General features: G+C 66.4%; 11 protein-coding genes. 2 read left to right on the forward strand and 9 right to left on the reverse strand.

Annotated features, from left to right (window positions below; all coding sequences use genetic code 11):
* Positions 1-235: 235 nt before the first annotated feature.
* Entirely contained in the window at positions 236-1,837 is a 1,602-nt protein-coding gene (locus tag OHT77_RS25760; protein ID WP_328830828.1) for a LacI family DNA-binding transcriptional regulator, read from the reverse strand.
* Positions 1,838-1,958: 121 nt separating this feature from the next.
* Between OHT77_RS25760 and OHT77_RS25765 the strand changes: the two genes are divergently transcribed.
* A complete protein-coding gene (locus tag OHT77_RS25765) occupies positions 1,959-4,214 on the forward strand; it encodes an amylo-alpha-1,6-glucosidase (protein WP_328830829.1) in 2,256 nt (751 codons plus the stop codon).
* A gap of 465 nt (positions 4,215-4,679) precedes the next feature.
* On the opposite strand, the gene OHT77_RS25770 is transcribed toward OHT77_RS25765, so the two are convergent.
* From OHT77_RS25770 to OHT77_RS25795, 6 genes are all read right to left on the reverse strand, one after another.
* Entirely contained in the window at positions 4,680-5,036 is a 357-nt protein-coding gene (locus OHT77_RS25770) for a hypothetical protein (protein ID WP_328830830.1), read from the reverse strand.
* Between the two features lie 68 nt (positions 5,037-5,104).
* Positions 5,105-6,357, reverse strand: a protein-coding gene (locus tag OHT77_RS25775) for an IS3 family transposase (RefSeq protein WP_328829066.1) whose coding sequence is annotated in 2 segments (ribosomal slippage) — positions 5,105-6,075 and positions 6,075-6,357 — 1,254 coding nt in all. Because the reading frame shifts where the segments join, the coding sequence is not laid out codon by codon here.
* 12 nt (positions 6,358-6,369) lie between these two features.
* A complete protein-coding gene (locus OHT77_RS25780) occupies positions 6,370-7,140 on the reverse strand; it encodes a three-Cys-motif partner protein TcmP (RefSeq protein WP_328830832.1) in 771 nt (256 codons plus the stop codon).
* Between the two features lie 98 nt (positions 7,141-7,238).
* A complete protein-coding gene (locus OHT77_RS25785) occupies positions 7,239-7,994 on the reverse strand; it encodes a DUF5131 family protein (RefSeq protein ID WP_037746808.1) in 756 nt (251 codons plus the stop codon).
* A 654-nt stretch (positions 7,995-8,648) separates the two neighbouring features.
* Positions 8,649-11,780 (reverse strand): tetratricopeptide repeat protein, encoded by a 3,132-nt coding sequence (locus OHT77_RS25790; RefSeq protein WP_328830833.1) that lies wholly within the window; start codon positions 11,778-11,780, stop codon positions 8,649-8,651.
* A gap of 648 nt (positions 11,781-12,428) precedes the next feature.
* A complete protein-coding gene (locus tag OHT77_RS25795; RefSeq protein WP_328830834.1) occupies positions 12,429-14,105 on the reverse strand; it encodes a hypothetical protein in 1,677 nt (558 codons plus the stop codon).
* A 212-nt stretch (positions 14,106-14,317) separates the two neighbouring features.
* Here OHT77_RS25795 and OHT77_RS25800 point away from each other — a divergent pair, with 212 nt between their 5' ends.
* Positions 14,318-14,467: a hypothetical protein gene (locus tag OHT77_RS25800; RefSeq protein WP_328830835.1), complete on the forward strand. Its 150-nt coding sequence runs from the start codon at positions 14,318-14,320 to the stop codon at positions 14,465-14,467.
* A gap of 102 nt (positions 14,468-14,569) precedes the next feature.
* Here OHT77_RS25800 and OHT77_RS25805 read toward each other — a convergent pair whose 3' ends face one another.
* Complete coding sequence (locus OHT77_RS25805; RefSeq protein WP_328830836.1) at positions 14,570-17,281, reverse strand: caspase, EACC1-associated type; 2,712 nt, start codon at positions 17,279-17,281, stop codon at positions 14,570-14,572.
* A 49-nt stretch (positions 17,282-17,330) separates the two neighbouring features.
* Positions 17,331-17,894 carry an effector-associated constant component EACC1 gene (locus OHT77_RS25810; protein ID WP_328834344.1) on the reverse strand — a complete coding sequence of 188 codons (564 nt, stop codon included), beginning with the start codon at positions 17,892-17,894 and terminating at the stop codon, positions 17,331-17,333.
* Positions 17,895-17,998: the final 104 nt, after the last annotated feature.

A 17,998-nucleotide genomic window follows, 5' to 3' on the forward strand; every position in this document is an offset into this window, starting at 1 on the left:
GGGGTGAAGTGGGGCTGGGGTGAGGCGGGTTAGGGGGATGGGGTGAAGTGGGTCTGGGGTGAGGCGAGTCGAGGAGGTGGGGCGAGTTGAGGAGAAGCGGGGTGAAGTGGGTCTGGGGTGAGGCGAGTTGAGGGGGCGCGCTGGTGGCGAGTGGGTGTGGGGCGCTGCCCGGTATCCGGCTGAGGTGCGCGCGAAGGCCGCGGTGGTGGCGGTTCGCTGCTCGGCTTGGGAGTTGCTATTCGGCTAAGGCGGATTCCGCGGACGCGCTGCCGCTCGGGGCGTCGCCGACTGCCGAGTCGCTGCCTGGGGCGCTGGTGTGCGCCGATCCGCCCCTTGTTGCGCTGCTTCCGTTAGAGCTGCCGCTCGCTGAACTGCCGTGCGCTGAACTGCTGCCGGGCGTGCTGCTGCTCGCCGATCCGCTCGACGCCGATCCGCTGCCCGACGCGCTGTCGCTGGGGGCGTTGCTGCCTGCCCCGCCGCTGGCTGGGGCGCTGCTCTGCGCCGATCCGCTGCCGGCTGCGCTGCTGCCCGCAGGGCTGCTGCTTGCTGAACTGCCGTGCGCCGGACTGTTGTTGTCCGCTGAGCTGCTGCCGGGCACGCTGCCGCTCGCCGATCCGCTCGACGCCGATCCGCTGCCCGGCGCGCTGTCGCTCGGGGCGTCGCCGACTGCCGAGTCGCTGCCTGGGGCGCTGCTCTGCGCCGACCCGCTGCCTGCCCCGCCGCTGCCTGAACTGCCTTCCCCCGAGCCGCCGTTGACCGGACCGGTGCCCGTCGGTCTACCGCCGGCCGCCCCGCCCCGCACCGCCTGCGCGCTGTCCCGCACCACCAACGACGGCTCCAGCAGCAGCCGTTCAGGTGCCGCGTCCGGCGCCCCGATCCTGGCGAGGAGCAGGCGTACGCACTCTCGGCCGACCTCCTCCAGAGGCTGGGCCACGGAGGTCAGGGCGGGGAAGAGCAGTCCGGCGGTGGGGGAGTCGTCGAAGCCGACGACGGCCACGTCACGGCCGGGGGCCGCGCCGCGTTCGCGCAGGGTCTGGTAGCAGCCGAGCGCGAGCATGTCGCTCGCCGCGATCACCGCGGTCGCGCCCCCGTCCAGGAGCGGCCGTACGGCGGTGCGGGCCGCGTCGATCTCGTTCACGGACTGCGCACGCCGCCCCCGGGTCGGCAGACCGTGCCGCCGCATCGCCCGCAGCCAGCCCTCGGCACGGTCGTCACCGGCGGCGGAGGAACCGCGCTCCCAGCCCAGGAACGCGATCCGGCGATGCCCGAGGGAGACCAGATGCTCGACCGCGGCGTCCGTGCCCGAGGCGCCGTCGACGTCGACCCAGTCACCGATCTGCCGCCCCGACCACATCCGCCCGAAGCCGACGAACGGCACGTCCCGCTTGGCAAGCCACGCCTGACGCGGGTCGCCGTGCTCGGTGCCGCTGAGCACGAAGCCGTCGACCTCGTGCTGGTCGAGGAGTTCCTCGTAGCCGTCCAGGGACGGCAGTCCGGGCGGCGCCGCGAACAGCAGGATCCGGTACCCCGCCTCGTCGGCGGCCTGCGACAGCGCGTGCAGGAAGCGGTCCAGGACCGGGGAACTGGCCGGCCCGGGCTGGACGCCGTAGCCGATGAGTCTGCTGGAGCGGGTGCGGAGCGTCTGCGCGGCGCGGCTGGGGCGGTACCCCATCTCCTCGATGACGCGGCTCACCCGCTCCAGGGTCTCGGGCCGCAGCATGGCCGGCGAGTTGATCGCGTTCGACACGGTCTGCGGGGAGACCCCGGCGCGGGCGGCGACCATCGTGAGGGTCACCTGACCACCCTTGGCCGAGGTGCTTCTGCTGGAGCGGGGCATGCGGCTCTCCGACTTGCTGAGGAGATGTTGTCTCGGTTTTAGCGTTCCAAAGCCGTTGTCATCGCTCTGACGTCTGACTTAGTGTCTTTTGAACGATCCAACGCTGAGAGGTTCTACTTCCTTGGACACCACTGTCAAGACCCAGGACACCGACGGCTCGGTCGCTCCGCCCCCGTCCGCCGCCGAGGGCCTGCAGCCGTTCCTGCACGACGCGGTCGTCACCCTGCACGCGCCGAGCCTCGCCATCTCACGCACGGACGGGCAGCTCAGCGGGGGTGCGGACGGCTTCTACCACGGTGACCGCAGGGCCCTGTCCCGGCTCACCGCGACGGCCGAGGGCATCGCCCTGGCCCCGGTCCAGGGCGGCCCGCGCGGCGCGGACCACGCGGACTTCCGGTCGATCCTGCGCGGCCTCGGCGAGGTCACCCCGGACCCGGCGGTCGCCCTGCACCGCCGCAGGACCACGGCCGACGGCCGCTTCGAGGAGACCTTCGAGATCACGAACGCGGGCGGCGAACACGTCCGCTTCCGCTTCACCCTGACCGCCGGAACCGACCTCGCGACCATGGAACAGGTCAAGTCGGGACGCCCCGTCGAGGAGACCCGGCCGAGGACGGCGGACGCGGAAACCGGCACGGTGACCTGGACCGCGGACGACTTCACCGTACGACTGACGGCGGTACCGGCACCGAACACGGTCCGGACGTGGATGGACGACCGGCGGCACTACGAGGCATCCCGCGACGCATCTCGCACGGCAGCCGACACCGCGTCCCCCAACGCAGCCCATACCGCGTCCCGCGACGCATCACCCAACGCTCCCCGCGACGCATCCCAAGACCTCTCCTACTCCTACGACGTGGAGTTGGAGCCCGGGGCGTCGTGGAGCGTGACGCTGACCTGTACGGCGTCGTACGCGGACGGGGACCAGTTCCCGGCTCCGCCGGCGGGTCAACTCCGTTGGGGTGCAGCGGTGTTGAAGAGTGCGGACCGTCACCTCGACCAGTGGCTGGCCCAGTCCCTGGCCGACCTGGACCGCCTCCGCCTGACGGACCCGCAGTCGCCGGACCCGGCTCGCCCGGACCAGTTCCTGGCGGCGGGCGCCCCTTGGTTCCTGACCCTGTTCGGCCGCGACGCGCTCTGGGCCGCCCGCATGCTCCTCCCGCTCGGCACCGATCTCGCCGCCGGCACCCTGCGCACGCTCGCCCGCCGCCAGGGCACCGTCACCGACCCGGCGACGGAGGAGCAGCCCGGCAAGATCCTGCACGAAGTACGCCGCGCCACACTGCAGTTGGGGGGCGGCCGGTCCCTCCCGCCGGTGTACTACGGCACGGTCGACGCGACTCCGTTGTGGATCACCCTGCTGCACGATGCCTGGCGCTGGGGGATGGCACCGGCCGAGGTGGCGGAACTGCTGCCGCACGCCGAGGCGGCCCTCGCGTGGATGGGGGACGCGGCGGGTGCCGACGGTTTCCTCAAGTACGTGGACCAGACCGACGGGCACGGCCTGTCCAACCAGGGCTGGAAGGACTCCGACGACTCCATCCGCTACCGCGACGGCCGCCGCGCCCATCCGCCGATCGCGCTGTGCGAGGTCCAGGCGTACGCCTACGAGGCGGCCCGCGCCGGGGCGGCCCTGCTCCGGGCGTTCGGCCGCCCGGGCGCGGACGCGTGGGAGGAGTGGGCGGACCGGCTCGCCACCCGCTTCCGCGAACGGTTCTGGGTACGGGACGAGAAGGGCCCGTTCCCGGCGGTCGCCCTGGACGGCGACGGCAGGCCGGTCGACTCGGTCACCTCCGGCTTCGGCCACCTCCTCGGCACGGGCCTGCTCAACGCGGAGGAGAGCGCCCTCCTGGCCGCCCGCCTCGCCGCCCCCGACCTCGACTCCGGCCACGGACTGCGCACGTACAGCAGCGCCGGGGTGGGCTACAACCCCTACGGCTACCACGTCGGTTCGATCTGGCCGCACGACACCGCGATCGCGATACACGGCCTGGCGCGGGCCGGTTTCCCGGCGGAGGCCGCGTCCCTGGCCGCCGGTCTGCTGACGGCCTCGACGGCCTTCGCATCCCGCCTGCCGGAACTCTTCGCGGGGCACGGCACGGAGGCGGGACCCGCGCCCGCCCCCTACCCCGCGTCCTGCCGCCCGCAGGCCTGGGCGGCGGCGGCTTCGGTGCTCGTGCTGCAGGCCGGCCTGGGGCTCACCGCGGATGTGCCGGGAGGGACGGTGACTGTGGCTCCTGCGTTTGCTCGCGACTACGGGCCGCTGAGCGTGAAGGGGCTTCGGGTTGGTGGGGGGCGGCTGGATGTGACGGTGACGGGGGAGGGGGCGGTGGAGGTTTCGGCGCCGGAGGGGGTTGTGGTGGCTGTGGGGTGACGGGGGTTCAGGGAGGGGAGTCAGCACCGGAACGCCCCCGGATGCCGGAGAGGTGCGGGAACTTCACCCGCACCTCGGTGGTCTTGGTGCCCGGTTCCGCCGCGGAGTACAGCCGTCCACCGCTCACGGCCCCGCACGAAAAAGGCGAGGCCCGAAGACCCCGCCCCTAACCCGACGTCACGTCACCTCACGTCAACGCCGAACCCGCACCTCAAGGCCGAACCCGCAGCTCAAGGCCGGACCCCCGCCTCAAGGCCAAACAAGGCAATAAGGCTGATGCCCCGCCTCGTGCAGCCGGTGGCTGAAGTCCTGCCACTCGTGCAGCGAATGGGAGCGGCGGGGGGATGACCTGGGGTTTCTCGGCGTAATGTGTGCTGACCAGGGAGAACACCTCTCCGTAGTTCTCACCGATCCACGCCGTTTCCCAGGCTCATGTGCCCTGGATGTGCCCTCGGGACTGCCCCCTCACCAGAGTGCGCCTTGCTCCGCCGCCGAGCTGGTGTTGGGTGGGGTCGTCGCCAGGGTCACCCGTGTCCTGGCGTTGATGGCACGAGGTTCCGTTGCCACGCCACCAGCGTCGCGCATCTGCCGCACGAGCTTGATCACTTGGGAGGGCCTGTAGACGGTTTCCAGGAGGGTGTATCGCTGGAGCTCGGACACAACGCGTCCCTCGGGAGACGCCGCTATGAAGTCATGCAAGATCCGCCGTAGTGGGGCCGTATCCGGTTCGAGTTCGAGCTCCAGCATCTGTTGTTGCGTGTCTTTGGGGTCGCGGTAGCGGACGCCGTATGAAGGATCGACCGTCCACATGGCGTCCTTCATCTTCTCCAGCCCCCTTTCGTGCTGGGTGCCGAAGATTAGGTTGAACCGCCCCGGGTTCGGTAGAGATCTCAGATTATGGTTGTGACCTGGGGTTTCGTGGGTTCCATGTAGTGGTTGGCTTCGTACTCGACGGGCGGAACGTGCCCTATCTCACCGTGGAGTCGGCGGTGGTTGTACCAGTCGACCCATTCCGCAGTGGCCAACTCGACCTGGGAGAGAGACTTCCAGGGCCGTCTGGGCTTGATCAGCTCGGTCTTGAACAGGCCGATCGTGCTCTCCATCAGGGCATTGTCGTAGGCGTCGCCGACCGATCCGATCGAGGCGGCGATGCCGGCGGCGTCCAGATGCTCGGCGAGCCGGAAACTCGTATATTGCGACCCGGCATCCGAGTGGTGGATCAACTCGCCTGGCTGAACTGGGTGTTGGTCGCGGTCGCGTTGCCACACGGCCATCTGCAGGGCGTCCAGGACGAAGACCGTTTCCTTCACGGTGGCCGCGGACCAGCCGACGATCCGGCGGGAGAACGTGTCCACGACGAAGGCGACGTAGACGACTCCGGCCCAGGTCTTCACGTGGGTGAAGTCCGCGACCCAGCAGCGGTTGGGGGCGTCGGCGACGAAGTCTCGGTCCAGCAGGTCCGGCGCCCGTTCGGCCTGGCCGCCGGGCAGCGTGGTGATCACCTTCCTGCCGCGGACGGCGCCGGTGATGCCGAGTTCGCGCATGAGGCGCTCGACGGTGCAGCGGGCCACGGCATGTCCCTGCCGGTTCAGTTCGCGCCAGATCTTGCGGGCCCCGTAGACGCGGTAGTTGGACGTGTGGACCTCTTGGATGCGCTCTTTGAGTTCCTCGTCGCGCACGGAACGGGCGGAGGGGGCTTCGAGGCGTTTCTTGTGGGCGTAGTAGGTGGAAGGGGCGATCTTGCAGTCGTGCTCGGTGAGCGTCCTGCAGATGGGCTCGACGCCGCCGAAGCGGTCCCGGTGCTCGTCGATGAACGCTACGAGCGTGTGTGTGGCCGGTCGAGCTCGGCCGCGAAGAAACTCGCCGCGGCCTTCAGGATCTCGTTGGCCCGCTTCAGTTCGGCGTTCTCCTTCTTCAACGCCTTGAGCTGGGCGGACTCCTCCGTCGTCGTTCCCGGACGCTGGCCCCCGTCGATCTCGTGCTGCTTCACCCAGTTCCGCAGCGTCTCGCGGGAGCCGATGCCGAGCTTCTCGGCCACCGCCTGCAGGGCGGCCGTCTCGTTCGGGTAGTCGTCGCCTACCTCGGCGACCATGCGCACCGCGCGACGGCGGAGCTCAAGCGGGTAACGGGAAGGTCGTGCCATGACCCGATCCTTTCATGAAATCGAGTCTCCATTCGAACCGGGGCGGTTCAGATAGAGCTTCCTGCTGCCCTCGTCGACCATCTCGAAGTACAGCGTGTGCGAGAAGCCGGCCCGGCGAAGAGTGTCCCGGTACTGCTCCCGCAAGAACGCGAACTTGAGTGGGGAAGGCTGCTGGAAGACGGCCTGCCAGTCCTGGCTGCCGAAAGCTTCGTCGCCACGTTGGCGGTGGCCGTCGTGGTTCTGTGCGAACCGGGTAAGGAAGCTGGGCTCGAAGGTCACCATCACTTCGGTGCTGCGGTAGCGACCCAGCTCGTGTAGCAGCGAGTACGGGATATCGGGTCCACCGAAGCTGTCCAGAAGGACGAAGAGTGGTTTTCCTAACGAGCCGATGCTGCGCAGCTTCTGTAGGAGTGACGGGTGATAGTCCCCGTGCCGTATGTCGACGGCTACTCGTTCGGTGACGTCGTCCGTGTGCCTGGATCGGACGAGCGCCATCTGGCGCTCCAATTCCTCAACCCGCCGTGGGTCCTCTTCCATGAGGATCATGCGCATGCGCTTCGGGTACCTGTGCAGAGCGCCGGTGAAGACGTCGTAGGCGATGACCGGAGAACCGGGCTCACCGTGCTTGTAGATCCCCGCCCCGGCGAAACCTTCTGCGTAGCTGATCAAGTCGTTCCGCGACAGCAGAATCGGTGCCCACGCTTCCAAGTACTTCCTGAGTAAGTCATGTTTTGCGGCTGTGTGCGGATCGCGTTCCCACACGGCAGCCTTCGGCACGGCCATGACCGCTCCCCCACTTCTGTCGGCCTTGCTGGGGAGAGGGTCACACACGGTCGCCTCATGTCACCAGAGTGCGTACGGCGCCTGCTGGACTTTGGCCGTTACTGTGCTGCCACAGGCAGTCGGGGAGGCATCTCGCTCCAGGTCGCCCCGTCCAGCTCGCGGCCCCCGGACTTGGGGGTACGGCCGCCCCATTGTTTGAAGAAGAACGGCACATCGGCGTTGCTGCAAGCGTCGCGGATCTGCACCAGCCACTCTTCTTGCACTGGACGATGGTGGGGTCCGGATTCCCCGCCGGCGATGATCCAGCCGATGCCGTCCAGGCGCAAACCGGGCAGTGGGCCGAGCAATGGCTCGCAGGACAAGAAGCGCACTGCGGCGGGAACTTGTCGCAGGTCGTCGACGCGATCCAGATGATCTGCGTTTTCGACGGAGACTCCCATCCACAGGTTGGGCGGCCAGTCGAGCTCGTTTGCCACTCGTCGGAGCCTGCGCGCTCTCTTCGTCAGTAGCTGGTAGGTGTGCTGTGGCGTCTCGGCGATCACCTGGAAGACCTGGCGAACGAAGTCCAGGGGAACCTTGGCGTGGAAGAGGTCGCTCATGGAATTGACGAAGACCATGCGTGGGGCCTTCCAGTGGCGCGGGATGGACAGCGCATCCGAGTGGACGGTGAGGCCGAAGCCCGGTCCGGATGTCCTGGGGTCCCCATCAGCCTGGTACTTGGCAGCCCCCATCGCTTTTAGGCGCCTGGATAACGCCAGGGCGTAGCAGTTGTCACACCCGGGGGAGATTCGGTCGCATCCTGTGGTGGGATTCCACGTCGCCTCAGTCCACTCGATCGAGCTGCGATCGCCCATGAGTCCCCTCCCGTAGCGAGCGGACAAGGGCCATCAGCGCTTGCTCACTCGGCGCTCCGACTGCGCTGCCTAACGAGCGACGTGCCGAACTGACACGCGATCGCCCCCATCCTTCACTTCGAACGCGTGTTCTGGGAAGGGGGTGTTGGGGTCGAGGTGGCGGTGCCACCCGGCATCCCCTGCTCCTCCGAGTGAGCAGGCCGACAGCGCATGCCGTCGGCTCCGAAAGCAGATCTGCAGGTGCGCGGTGGAGGTCGACGCGGGAGTCCGACGAACCGTTCGTCTAGCGCAGTGCGTCGATGAGGGGCTTAGCAAAGGGTCTTCGCGTCGTCGAGTTGCGCGTGAACACTCCCTGCTTGCGGAGGAGCGCCTTCGTATGATCGTCGCGTTCCCCTTCGATAGCCGGTCGCCCGCGCGGTACGTACGCTTGGCCGGGCCGTCGGTCAGCCTGATCGGGGGACCGTGGTTCAGTCCAGCTTGATGGAGCGGATGCTGCCGTCGGCGCTCTCCTTGTTCGCTTAGGCCGACCCCAGGAACGTGCGATACATCAACTGCTGAGGGATGCTCGACCACACGAAAGCGTTGCCAACCCTGAACGGCGACAGCCATACCAACCAGGAAATCCCCTTGGCTTCCGGATCCTGTGGTTGTGTCTCAGCGTCGGTGGCGCTGTTCCGCAATGTCGGCCTCATTCAGCCAATAGGCGATGTTGTTCCTGATGGTGGGGACGATGGGATGAGCAGGGTCTACGAGGCGTCGTGTGTCGGTGAGCATCCGGGTGAGGACACGGACGGCTTCCCTGGGGTGGCCAGCGCGTCCGCGCCACATGGCGAGCTTGTCTAGTACCGACAATGTGGCTACGTGATCAGGGCCGAGGTGGCGTTCGATGTGGGTCAGCAGGGCCTGGTAGGTGTCGCTTGCCGTCTGTGCGTCGCCCGTTGCGGCCTGCCAGTGGCCAAGGCCGTCGAAGGTCGCCAGGGTTCGGAGGTGTCCGGGGCCCAGGACGCGTTCCTGATCGGGGAGGAGCTCTTGCAGTGCGGAGATGGCTGCCTGGGGTGCTCCTGCAAAGCCACGCATGACGGCGAGGCTATGACGGGTGCTGAGAATGCCTGAGTCTTCAGGCACGAGATGGAGTCGCTGATCGCGGAGGACTCGCTCCAGCGCTTGTACAGCCTTATGGGGCTTTCCCGCCCAGCCCAGGAACAGGGCGTGGCTATGTCGGGAGGTGAGTGTGTCTGGGTGGTGAGGGCCAAGTACTCGGGTTCTGTCGGCGATGACGGCGGCGAGGTCTTCTGCCGCGGCGGTCGGATCGATTCTTGCCTGCAAATGGGCGAGGTTGTGGCGGGATGCGAGCAGCTCAGGATGGTCTGTGCCCAGGACTTCACCCATGTCGGAGATCAGCCCCTGATATCCGTCGGTGGCTTTGTCTGTCTCGCCCGCTTCTCCCCGCCAGCGGGCAAGGCTCTGCCGGGTGGTCAAGGTGCGCAGATGCCGAGGCCCGAGCGCTCGTGTCTGGTCGGGTAGCAGCGCTTCTAGCAAGCTCACGGCCTCGGCGGGGTTGCCTGCCTCACCCTGCCACCGGGCCAAGTTGTGGCGTGCGGTCAGGGTGCCGTCGGCGTCGGTACCGAACTCCTCTTCCATGACTGGAATCAGCTCGCGGTAGGCGGCAACAGCCCCTGCTGCGTCACCCGCGACGCCCTTCCAGTAAGCAAGGTTGTGGAGAGTGGCGAGTATCGCGCCACGGTCGGCTTCGTTGCGCCGCCGGACAGCGAGAATCGTTGTGAGGGCGGCTACGGTGCCATGTGTGTCGCCCGTCTCACCCCGCACGACTGCAAGGTTGTGACGAGTCACGAGTGTCTCGGGGGCCTCGTCGCCGAACAACCGGACGTGGTCCGCCTCAAGACTCTCCAGGGTCTCGACTGCTCCGGCATGATCCCCGGCTCGGCTTTGCCAGCTGGACAGCTCGCCGCGGGCGACAAGCGTGCGCGGGTGGTCGGCTCCAAGGTGCCGGTGAGCGAGGGAGCAGAGCGCGTCGAAATGGGCGCGTGCCCAGGAGATGTCGCCGGATTCACCTGCACTCGTGCCCAGCCGGAACAGGAGGGTGTATGCGGTGTCGTCCTGCCACAGGGGGTGGCTCTCACCGTCCTCATCATGGGTGGCCAGCGAGCGGGCGCTGGCCCGCAGCCGCTGTGCGTAGTCCTGGTCGTGGGCGGTGTCGGGCCAGATTTCAAGTAGGGCGCGGGCAGCCGCCGGCAGGACAGTGTTCCTGCGCTGTGCCCGGATGTCTGGTGATGAACCAGGAGGTCGCTGCTCGCGCACGGCACGCTGGATGAGTTGGTGCACGCGGACCAGCCATGTGTCATCACAGCCCTCGCCCGGGGTGTGATCGATGAGGTGAAGTCGGTCCAGCGTCGCCAGGGTGTGCTCGGCCTCGAACTCGTCGACGGGTAGGTCTGTTCTGCTGCGCTCGGTCAGCCAATCGAGGGCGGCGTCGCTGGTGAACAGAGGGGAGGGAATGCCGGTAGTCCCGTCGAGGACGGCGGCCAGTTCGAGCATGGGCCGGGCCAGCATGCCGGTGTGCTGGTCGGCCTGGTCGACGGAGATGTCCCACAGCGCTGCCAGTGAGCTTGTCGCAACACTGCCGCGCACGGCAGGGATCAGTCGTTCGAGGGTGAGTCGACGGTCCGCGAGCAGATGTCGGTAACGGGTGATGCTGCACGAGGTGTTGTAGTCGAGGTATGCGGCTGCCCGCGACAGCGCCAGTGGGAGATGGCCGAGATCATTGGCGAGTCCCGCCAGCTCCGCGTCCGTACTGGGGTCGGCGGGTTCGGCCCGTTGCAGTGTGTTGCGCAGATGAGTGAAGGACTCCTTGGGAGTGAAGACGCCAACAGACAGGAACGGATGACCACTTGCTATGACGAGATCTCTCTCGCGGCTGCGCGTGGTGATGATGACGCTGCCGCGACCGGCGGTGCGCCGAGGCGCCCACAGTCCCTCCAGCGCGCCGGGGGAGTGCACGTCGTCGAGAACGATGAGCCAACTGCGATCGGTTACACGGAGCCAGTTGAGGAATTGCTCAGCGGCATAAGTGGTGTTCTCGCCGCTGTCCACCAGCTCGAGATCGCGGGCTGCCTGGGCATAGGCACCGGTTACGGCAGGCGTAGTGTTCGCCGTCACCCACATCAGCACGTCCACTCCACCGTCTGCCCCCTCGGTGACACGACGGCAGTAGTCGGCGGCCAGGCAGGATTTGCCGACCCCTCCGGTTCCTGTGATGACGCGCCCTCTAACGGCTGTGTCAGCTGCGTCCTCGCCGTCGCTGTCCTCAGGGCTGTCCAGAGCGTGTGCCAGGGCATCACGATGTTCCCGCTCGACGAGTACATCGGCTGTGTCCGGGACCAGACCTACGCGCAGGAGCCCTGCGTTGCGGGGTTTATCGCGATACTCCTTCTGAGCGCGGGTCGCGGGCGCTGCACCGTTGAGGCGAGCTGGGGTCCTGCTTTGCTCGGCCGCTCGGCGTAGGTTTTCCCACCGAGCGCGAGACTGTGGCCCGGGCTTCGAACCGGCGCGGCTTTCGAGAAGTTCGGTCAGGAATACGAAAGGGCGTCCGGCCCGCGGAACACTTTGGGCGCTGAACCACGCGCTGAGAGTGCTCTTGGTTAGGGCGACGGGCGGAGACTGCCGCATGCCCTGCTGGATGATCTGACCGAACGAGAGCCCGGATGCTCGCCGGCTTGCCCTCAGTTCATCGGCCAGGCGCGATGCTGCCGCCGGAATGTCCACCATGCCAATTCCCCGTTCGTTCCGAACCTTCTATGAACCCTATTCCGTACCTGTCTGACCACCACATACCTGCAGTTCGGCGGAAGTTGCTTCTCGCCGAACCCCGATCCGAACAGGTCAGGTGACGTGTGACCGGTCGCTTGGTTGGTCGAGTCCATGGATGGGACAGGCAATGCGCATTCTCTGGCGTAAGGCGCGGTACGTGTGGCACACGCCCAGGCTGCGGCGGCGGATGGCCGCGCTCGTTGTGCGGTGGATGGCCGGTGTCGCGCTAAGGACAGTGGCGGGCCTTTTGTGGGGGTGGTGGACCAGCCAGTGACAGAGCTCGGGGCTGGGTTGGTCGTTGCCACCAGAGACGGTGCAGATGGGGTCTGATCCAGCCGCAGCCCCGATGTCCGCCGAATCGCTGCGATGAAAGTCGCTGACAGCGCCGAACTCAGCCTTGGTTTCGGCGCCGTCTACGCCAGCCACGAAGAAGCGACACCACCTTGGGGACGAAGGATCCGTACTGGATGCTTACACCCATTGAGGTCGGGATTCTCTACCTCGCCCCGCGTCCTCGTCGTCCACCGCACCCGCACTGCCTACGACACCGAAGGCCCAGCCGACGTGGGCCACGAGGAGAGGGCGCCACCCAATCAGATAGCAGCCTCACTGCGGCACGGTCACTGTCATAAGTTTGCCGTCCCCAAGGTGGAGCCAGCCTCGGCCAGGAGTGACGGGGCTGCCGATAACGGAGTCTCCGGTCCTGATGCCGATCCAATCGCCGGCGTGCCGCACCTGAGGAGACAGCAGGAGACCGCGGTGGGCTCTCTTCACTTTGCCCAGCCAGGGATAGCTCGGCTCGAGCTTGTCTTCATCGCCGGCCAGGACCAGCGCCGTACCCTCATCGAAGCCGTGTTCTAACAGGTTCCGCAGCACACGCTGGGCCTGGCACTTGCCCAAGACCTCTGCGTCGTCCATCACGACAACGACCGGCTCTTCAGCGGACGCCACTGAAAGAGCCTCCGCGAGTTCGTCGTGCCCGATGTTGTCTTGATCGAAGCAAGCCACTACGCCATCCTGATCAGCCAACTCCCGGAGAGGCGACGGCTTGGGCGTGGCTAAGGCGAGCCGGGTGCCAGATGCGAGCAAAGAGCGTGCGATGTTCACCAGTGCCGTGGAGCGGCCTGACTTTGCCGGCCCGGCCACAACGAACGCGGGAGCCGTACCGGAGGTCAGATCAGGGCCGTATGCAGCCAGGTCATCACCCCCGACACCAGCAAGTGCCCACAACCTCGGTGCTGCAGGGTCGCGCATGGTCCACGCTTCATCGAAGCTGATGCTGGACGGCAAAGAGGCAGAGCGTTTCTGTACCTCCAACGCGTCATGGGCCGCGTCCCACAGGCCGAGCAACAGGACGTGATCTTCTTGCGTCAGGCTCGCCACGTGGGAGAAGGCGACAAGTGCCTCTCGCTCGGGCAGCTCACCGTGGGTGTACCAGCGGATCCACGCATCCGATGAGATCCCCGTCTGCTCCTCCATGGCAGTGAAGGACCACTTGCGCTTCCGTCTTTGTTCGTCGAGGCGGCGATGCAGCGTGACCAACTCCAGCCGCGCAGGTGAGTGGCCCACCTCGAACTCTCTGCTCTTCACTCCGTAGAACGTCGCGTTTGCTGGCCGTTGCTCCTCCGCAGCATCAGCCATCCTGACGAAGCCTTCACTACGGCGCACTACGCCTAGGAACACCCGCAATGCCTCCTTGTCGTACCACAGGGCCTGCGCCGCGTTGAGGACCAGTCCCTTTAAGGACTCATGCGCGTAGTTGAACTGCGGAGAGTCTTGGCCGGCGCTGGTCGGCGTCTCCGTGCTGGCTGGTGGCTCTGCTGCTGCCCGCCTGCTTGCGCCCTCGGCCCCCTCGGCGCCCTGCTTCGGCAAGTCCTTGGAGGGAACAGTCGCGTCATTCACGTCATCATCTCCGGCAGACGCTGTGGTATCTGCCGGAGGGTGTACTGAAGCTTGGGCGACGGTTTCCCTGACGACCTGCTTCCACAGGCCCTTGAAACGATCAACTTCGCCGTCTACGTCGCCGTGTCGAGCGGCTTCTGCCAGGACACGGACGATTACCTCAAGGCGGCCCCACGGCGGCAGGTCTGGCTTCTGGAACGTGTCTAACGCTGCCTGGTGATTCACGATCCAGTAGTCCTGAGCGTCCTTCCCGACCCTCTCGCGAATAGTCCGTGCTGATGGGAGTCCCGCGTCCAGCCTCAGGTCGTGGAGCTCGTCGTTCAGCTTCTTCAGATCAGGCTGGTCAGCCAGATCGGGTCTTTTCCACGGCTGAGCGGCCATTAGCTCTCCCCCTCCTGGTGCTTCTGAGTCAGACCCTGTAAATCAGGCGTGTTGATGCCTGCACCCACGGCCGTCAGGATCTGTCACGCCTGTCATTCGGCGGCTGTTCTTGGCCGATGCTGTCAGCGATCGTCTTGAGCCGTCAGAGCCGTCCGGGAAGCGCTCACGCTGGATGCATAACCCAGTCGGTGCCACACGGAAGGCAGATCCTCATGGAACAGATCAGCGTGCGCCTCGTAGTCCTCCTGCTGGTCGGAGTTCTCGTCACCGTCCTGACCTTGCATGCGCCGGAAGTCGGGGCGGCCTTGGTGGCCGCCACTGCGATGGTGGCGTTGCTCGCCCAACTCACGGACTCTGAATGACTATGGGTGAATGGAGATTCTTGGAGGCATGTGTCACCAGATCTCCCAAGTGTCTGTGTCTACAGCCAGGAGGGAGAGTGTGGGAGCAGGCAACCCTTTGCATCACCGCCCTTTTGCGAGGCGGTGCAGGATGTCCCAGCCCTTGCGTGTGATTCGGGGGTCGTTGTCTAGGGATGGAGGTCGGCCCAGTAAATGCTCCCGGTTGAGCCTGGCTACCGCCTGGGAGGTCTTGGGGCCGTAATGATCGCTCTCGGCTACGAGTTGGTCGAGATATCCGGCCCGCTTCAGTAGCTTCTGCAGTTGCTCGACGTCAGCATGGACGCGGCCTGGTGCAAGGCGCCGAGGGAAAGGCGGAACCATGAAGCGCCTGCGATCGGACAGCAGGGGAATACTCAGCTCCTGTCCAGCGTAGATCGTGTACGGGGCCCGGAGGTCATTCTCTTCGAGGATGCCTGCTTGGCGTACGCCGTAGCGTCTTGCAATGTCATTGACGGTTTCCTCAGGTTTGACCCGATACATCACATGCGTGTGCTGTGATGGTTGGTATGCGAACCGTTGTCGTGGCCACCACGGCCACCAGGGTTCCGCAGGCTTGGCCTGGTCGCGCGCAGTGCGCAGGGCTTCGGTGAAGCCCCTCGCGCTGGAGGCACGTTCCTCCAGGTACCGGGCGCAACCGGTCTGTGAACGTTCCTCCAGCGCGATGACGAGCTGCGCCTGCGCAGCCATACCCCAGTCGGCGGCAACCGCCCTTAGTACCTTGTTGGACAGTGAGTTGCCCTCTGCTTTCTCCAGACTGTCGACCATCGTGGCCACCTGGTGGACAGGGCGCTCGGCGATGCTGAGCAATAGTTGTGACTTGTGTGGAAGCAATCGCTCAAGCGCCACAGCGAGCCGGGCGAGGTCGCTGGGTGGGCGCGTCTGCCACAGTCCGGACAGCTCGGCGTCGCTGAGAAATTGTGATCCTGCCTGGTCCAAGTGCCGGAGCATCTCGGCTGCGTGACCTATGGGCCGGTGAAGGCTGAGCCGGAAGATCCGGTCTGCCGGTCCGTCCTGGCCAGCGGCGTCCAGCTTAGTTACCAGGTAGGCCGCCTGACTGGGCGAACACGCTCGGGCCGCATCGTCCAGAAGCGCTTCCATGGCCTGATCGGCGATCAGTTCGGTGAGGTGCGAGGTGATCGAGGCGAACTCCTCGACCGTCCGCTCCCGCGCGGTGTCCACGGCAGCCTCTAGGGCGTGTTGATGCTGGCCGACCGCCAGAAGATGCGCGACGAACTGGGAGATGTCCTCTGCAGGCCATTGCCGCACCGCCAGGAGTCGGGCCGTGGCGGCGGCGTCAGCCAGTTGGTTCGCTTGCAAGGCTGCGACTAGCTCGGCCAGGTACTGAGGTCCGCGTTGGCTCATGCAGACTGCGAAGATCTGCCGTGCTTCGTGTTCGTACCCTTCTCGCACCAGATCGGAGATCATCTCGGCAGCGTCGATCGCAGTACGTCTCTCTGCGACGACCTGGGAGAGGAGGTTCGAGGTATCCGGTATGGCGTCCGTGAGTAGAGGCAGGAACAAGGCCGTGACGTCGGAGGCCGTACGGCGCTCAGCGACGGCCCGAGCCACCTCGGAGAATGAACAGGCCAGCTCGCCGTGAGCCAGCTGCTGCATCAACTCGACTGCCTCTGTCGCATCCCTGGTCAGTGCGAATCCTGTGAGTAGCGCGAGTGCGTGTTCGGCGAGGCCCATCTGGCGCAGAGCCGCAGCCAGCTGAACGGCTTGCTGTGTCGGCTGCAATCGAACTGAGAGCTGCAACACACTGACAAGGCACTCGTCCGCTTTCATCGCTTGGAGCAGGTCCAACAGATGCGCCGTCTCCTCCACGGGTCGGGTCAGCAGCAGAGTCGGCAGTGCTGCCTCGGCTGGGGCGCGATGGCCGGCGTCGAAGAGGGCGGCCAAGAATGTGGCGACTTCGGCGACCGCTCGTACCTGCAGAGCCGTACGGACGAGATCGCCCGCGGTGGCCGAGCGTTGATGGCTCAGCAGACCCACCCACGTCACCAACTGGGAGACCGTCGCGGTACGCGGCGTTGACTCCAGGACGTGCAGCATGTCGTGCTGGGCGTCCGCCGAGGGCGCGGCTGGCACATAGGCGCGGTTGCGGATGAAAGGGGTGGCGCCCAGGCCGTTGCGGTCCAGGTCCAGAGGCGTGGGCCGACTCCGGGCCTTCAATCGTCCCCGTACATGGCGGAAGATGACATTGAGGTCGAGTAGCTCACCCGCGCCCGGAACGCCCCCGCTCAAGGTCTCGATGAGTTCCGCGGTGAAGGCCGTGAAGGTCTCCCCGGGCGGAGAGAGCGCTACGGCGGTTTCTCTCGCGGCTGCCATCACATAGGTGCCGTCCACCTCTGCAAGGTCGATGACGGACTCGGACTGCACACCGAACGCCCGCGCACCGTAGCAACAGTCAAGGATTACGACACGGCGGGCTGCCCCGGTGGACTCGATGGGGCGCCTGATCCAGTCGTAGGGGACAGCCGTGTCGTAGACGGAGGCGTTGTCGCTCTGTGGGAGGGCCAGGTGTAGATCCCCCCTGTCGTCGAGGAGCCCGTGCCCCGCGTAGTAGACCAGCAGGGTGTCGGTCGCCTCGCGTGCCGCCTTCTGCACGGCCTGCGAGACCTCGACGGTGGTGGCCGGGTCGACCAAGGCGGCACAATTCTCTGTTTGGAACGGCGCGTTGGGCCCACATAGCAGCGCCCTTAGCGCGGGTACATTGGCCTGCACGGCGGGCAGATCATCCAGATGGGAGTAGCTGCTGGCACCGATGAGCACGGCCCGTGAACGTTCAGGGCAGGGAAGGCGGTCCACAGCTCGGCCGCGTCTACTCGAGCCCGAGCTGTTCGAGAAGGACGCGTGCCTCCGCCAACGAGCCGGTATTGATCTCGACGGTTGTTCCGTCAGGTCGGCGAACCGTCAGGATGGGCTGACGCGGTCGCGTGGCGCGCCAGCTGATGAGGCTCATTGCCAAGGAAGCAGCGTTGAAGGTCGAACCGAGCACAAGCGACAGGACGTCGATCACCGGCCCTTGCGCTCCCGGTACCAGCGAGTCCAATGCCTCTAACTTCGGGACCGTCAGACTCCTCGTCTGCCGGTCCGATTGGAGCCAACCGTGCAGCGACCTCAACTCGGCTTCCTTCGCACGTTCATCCGCGCCTTCAACACTGACCTGGACCCGCACGATGCCTCCCCTTATGCCCGGGTGCTCACGCTCCACAGACGTCCAAGCCGACTCCACGGTTCCCGCAGGCTGGGCTTCGGCGTATTCGCGGTGGTCCCTAGAGCGAGCTACAGCAGCGGTCGTCGGACCTTGCATAGCTCGGAGCCAGCAGTGGCCTTGCACCTTGTCCCATGCAGACGCGTTAGACCTGCTCGGGGTGGGGGGCATCGGAGAAACAGTCACGCCCCGTGTCCTCCACGGCAGGTGCAAGGCCCCTGTGACTCGCGCAGCGAATGGGAGGGGCGAGGTGGTGACCTGGGGATTCTAAAATG

The organism is Streptomyces sp. NBC_00252, assembly GCF_036187565.1.
Taxonomy (GTDB): domain Bacteria; phylum Actinomycetota; class Actinomycetes; order Streptomycetales; family Streptomycetaceae; genus Streptomyces.

Bases quoted from the DNA above. Each gene is read 5' to 3' on its own strand.
- OHT77_RS25810 (WP_328834344.1), bottom strand. From the start codon at position 17,894: ATGCCCCCCACCCCGAGCAGGTCTAACGCGTCTGCATGGGACAAGGTG.
- OHT77_RS25770 (WP_328830830.1), bottom strand. From the start codon at position 5,036: ATGAAGGACGCCATGTGGACGGTCGATCCTTCATACGGCGTCCGCTAC.
- OHT77_RS25780 (WP_328830832.1), bottom strand. From the start codon at position 7,140: ATGGCCGTGCCGAAGGCTGCCGTGTGGGAACGCGATCCGCACACAGCC.
- OHT77_RS25800 (WP_328830835.1), top strand. From the start codon at position 14,318: ATGGAACAGATCAGCGTGCGCCTCGTAGTCCTCCTGCTGGTCGGAGTT.
- OHT77_RS25760 (WP_328830828.1), bottom strand. From the start codon at position 1,837: ATGCCCCGCTCCAGCAGAAGCACCTCGGCCAAGGGTGGTCAGGTGACC.
- OHT77_RS25795 (WP_328830834.1), bottom strand. From the start codon at position 14,105: ATGGCCGCTCAGCCGTGGAAAAGACCCGATCTGGCTGACCAGCCTGAT.
- OHT77_RS25785 (WP_037746808.1), bottom strand. From the start codon at position 7,994: ATGGGCGATCGCAGCTCGATCGAGTGGACTGAGGCGACGTGGAATCCC.
- OHT77_RS25790 (WP_328830833.1), bottom strand. From the start codon at position 11,780: ATGGTGGACATTCCGGCGGCAGCATCGCGCCTGGCCGATGAACTGAGG.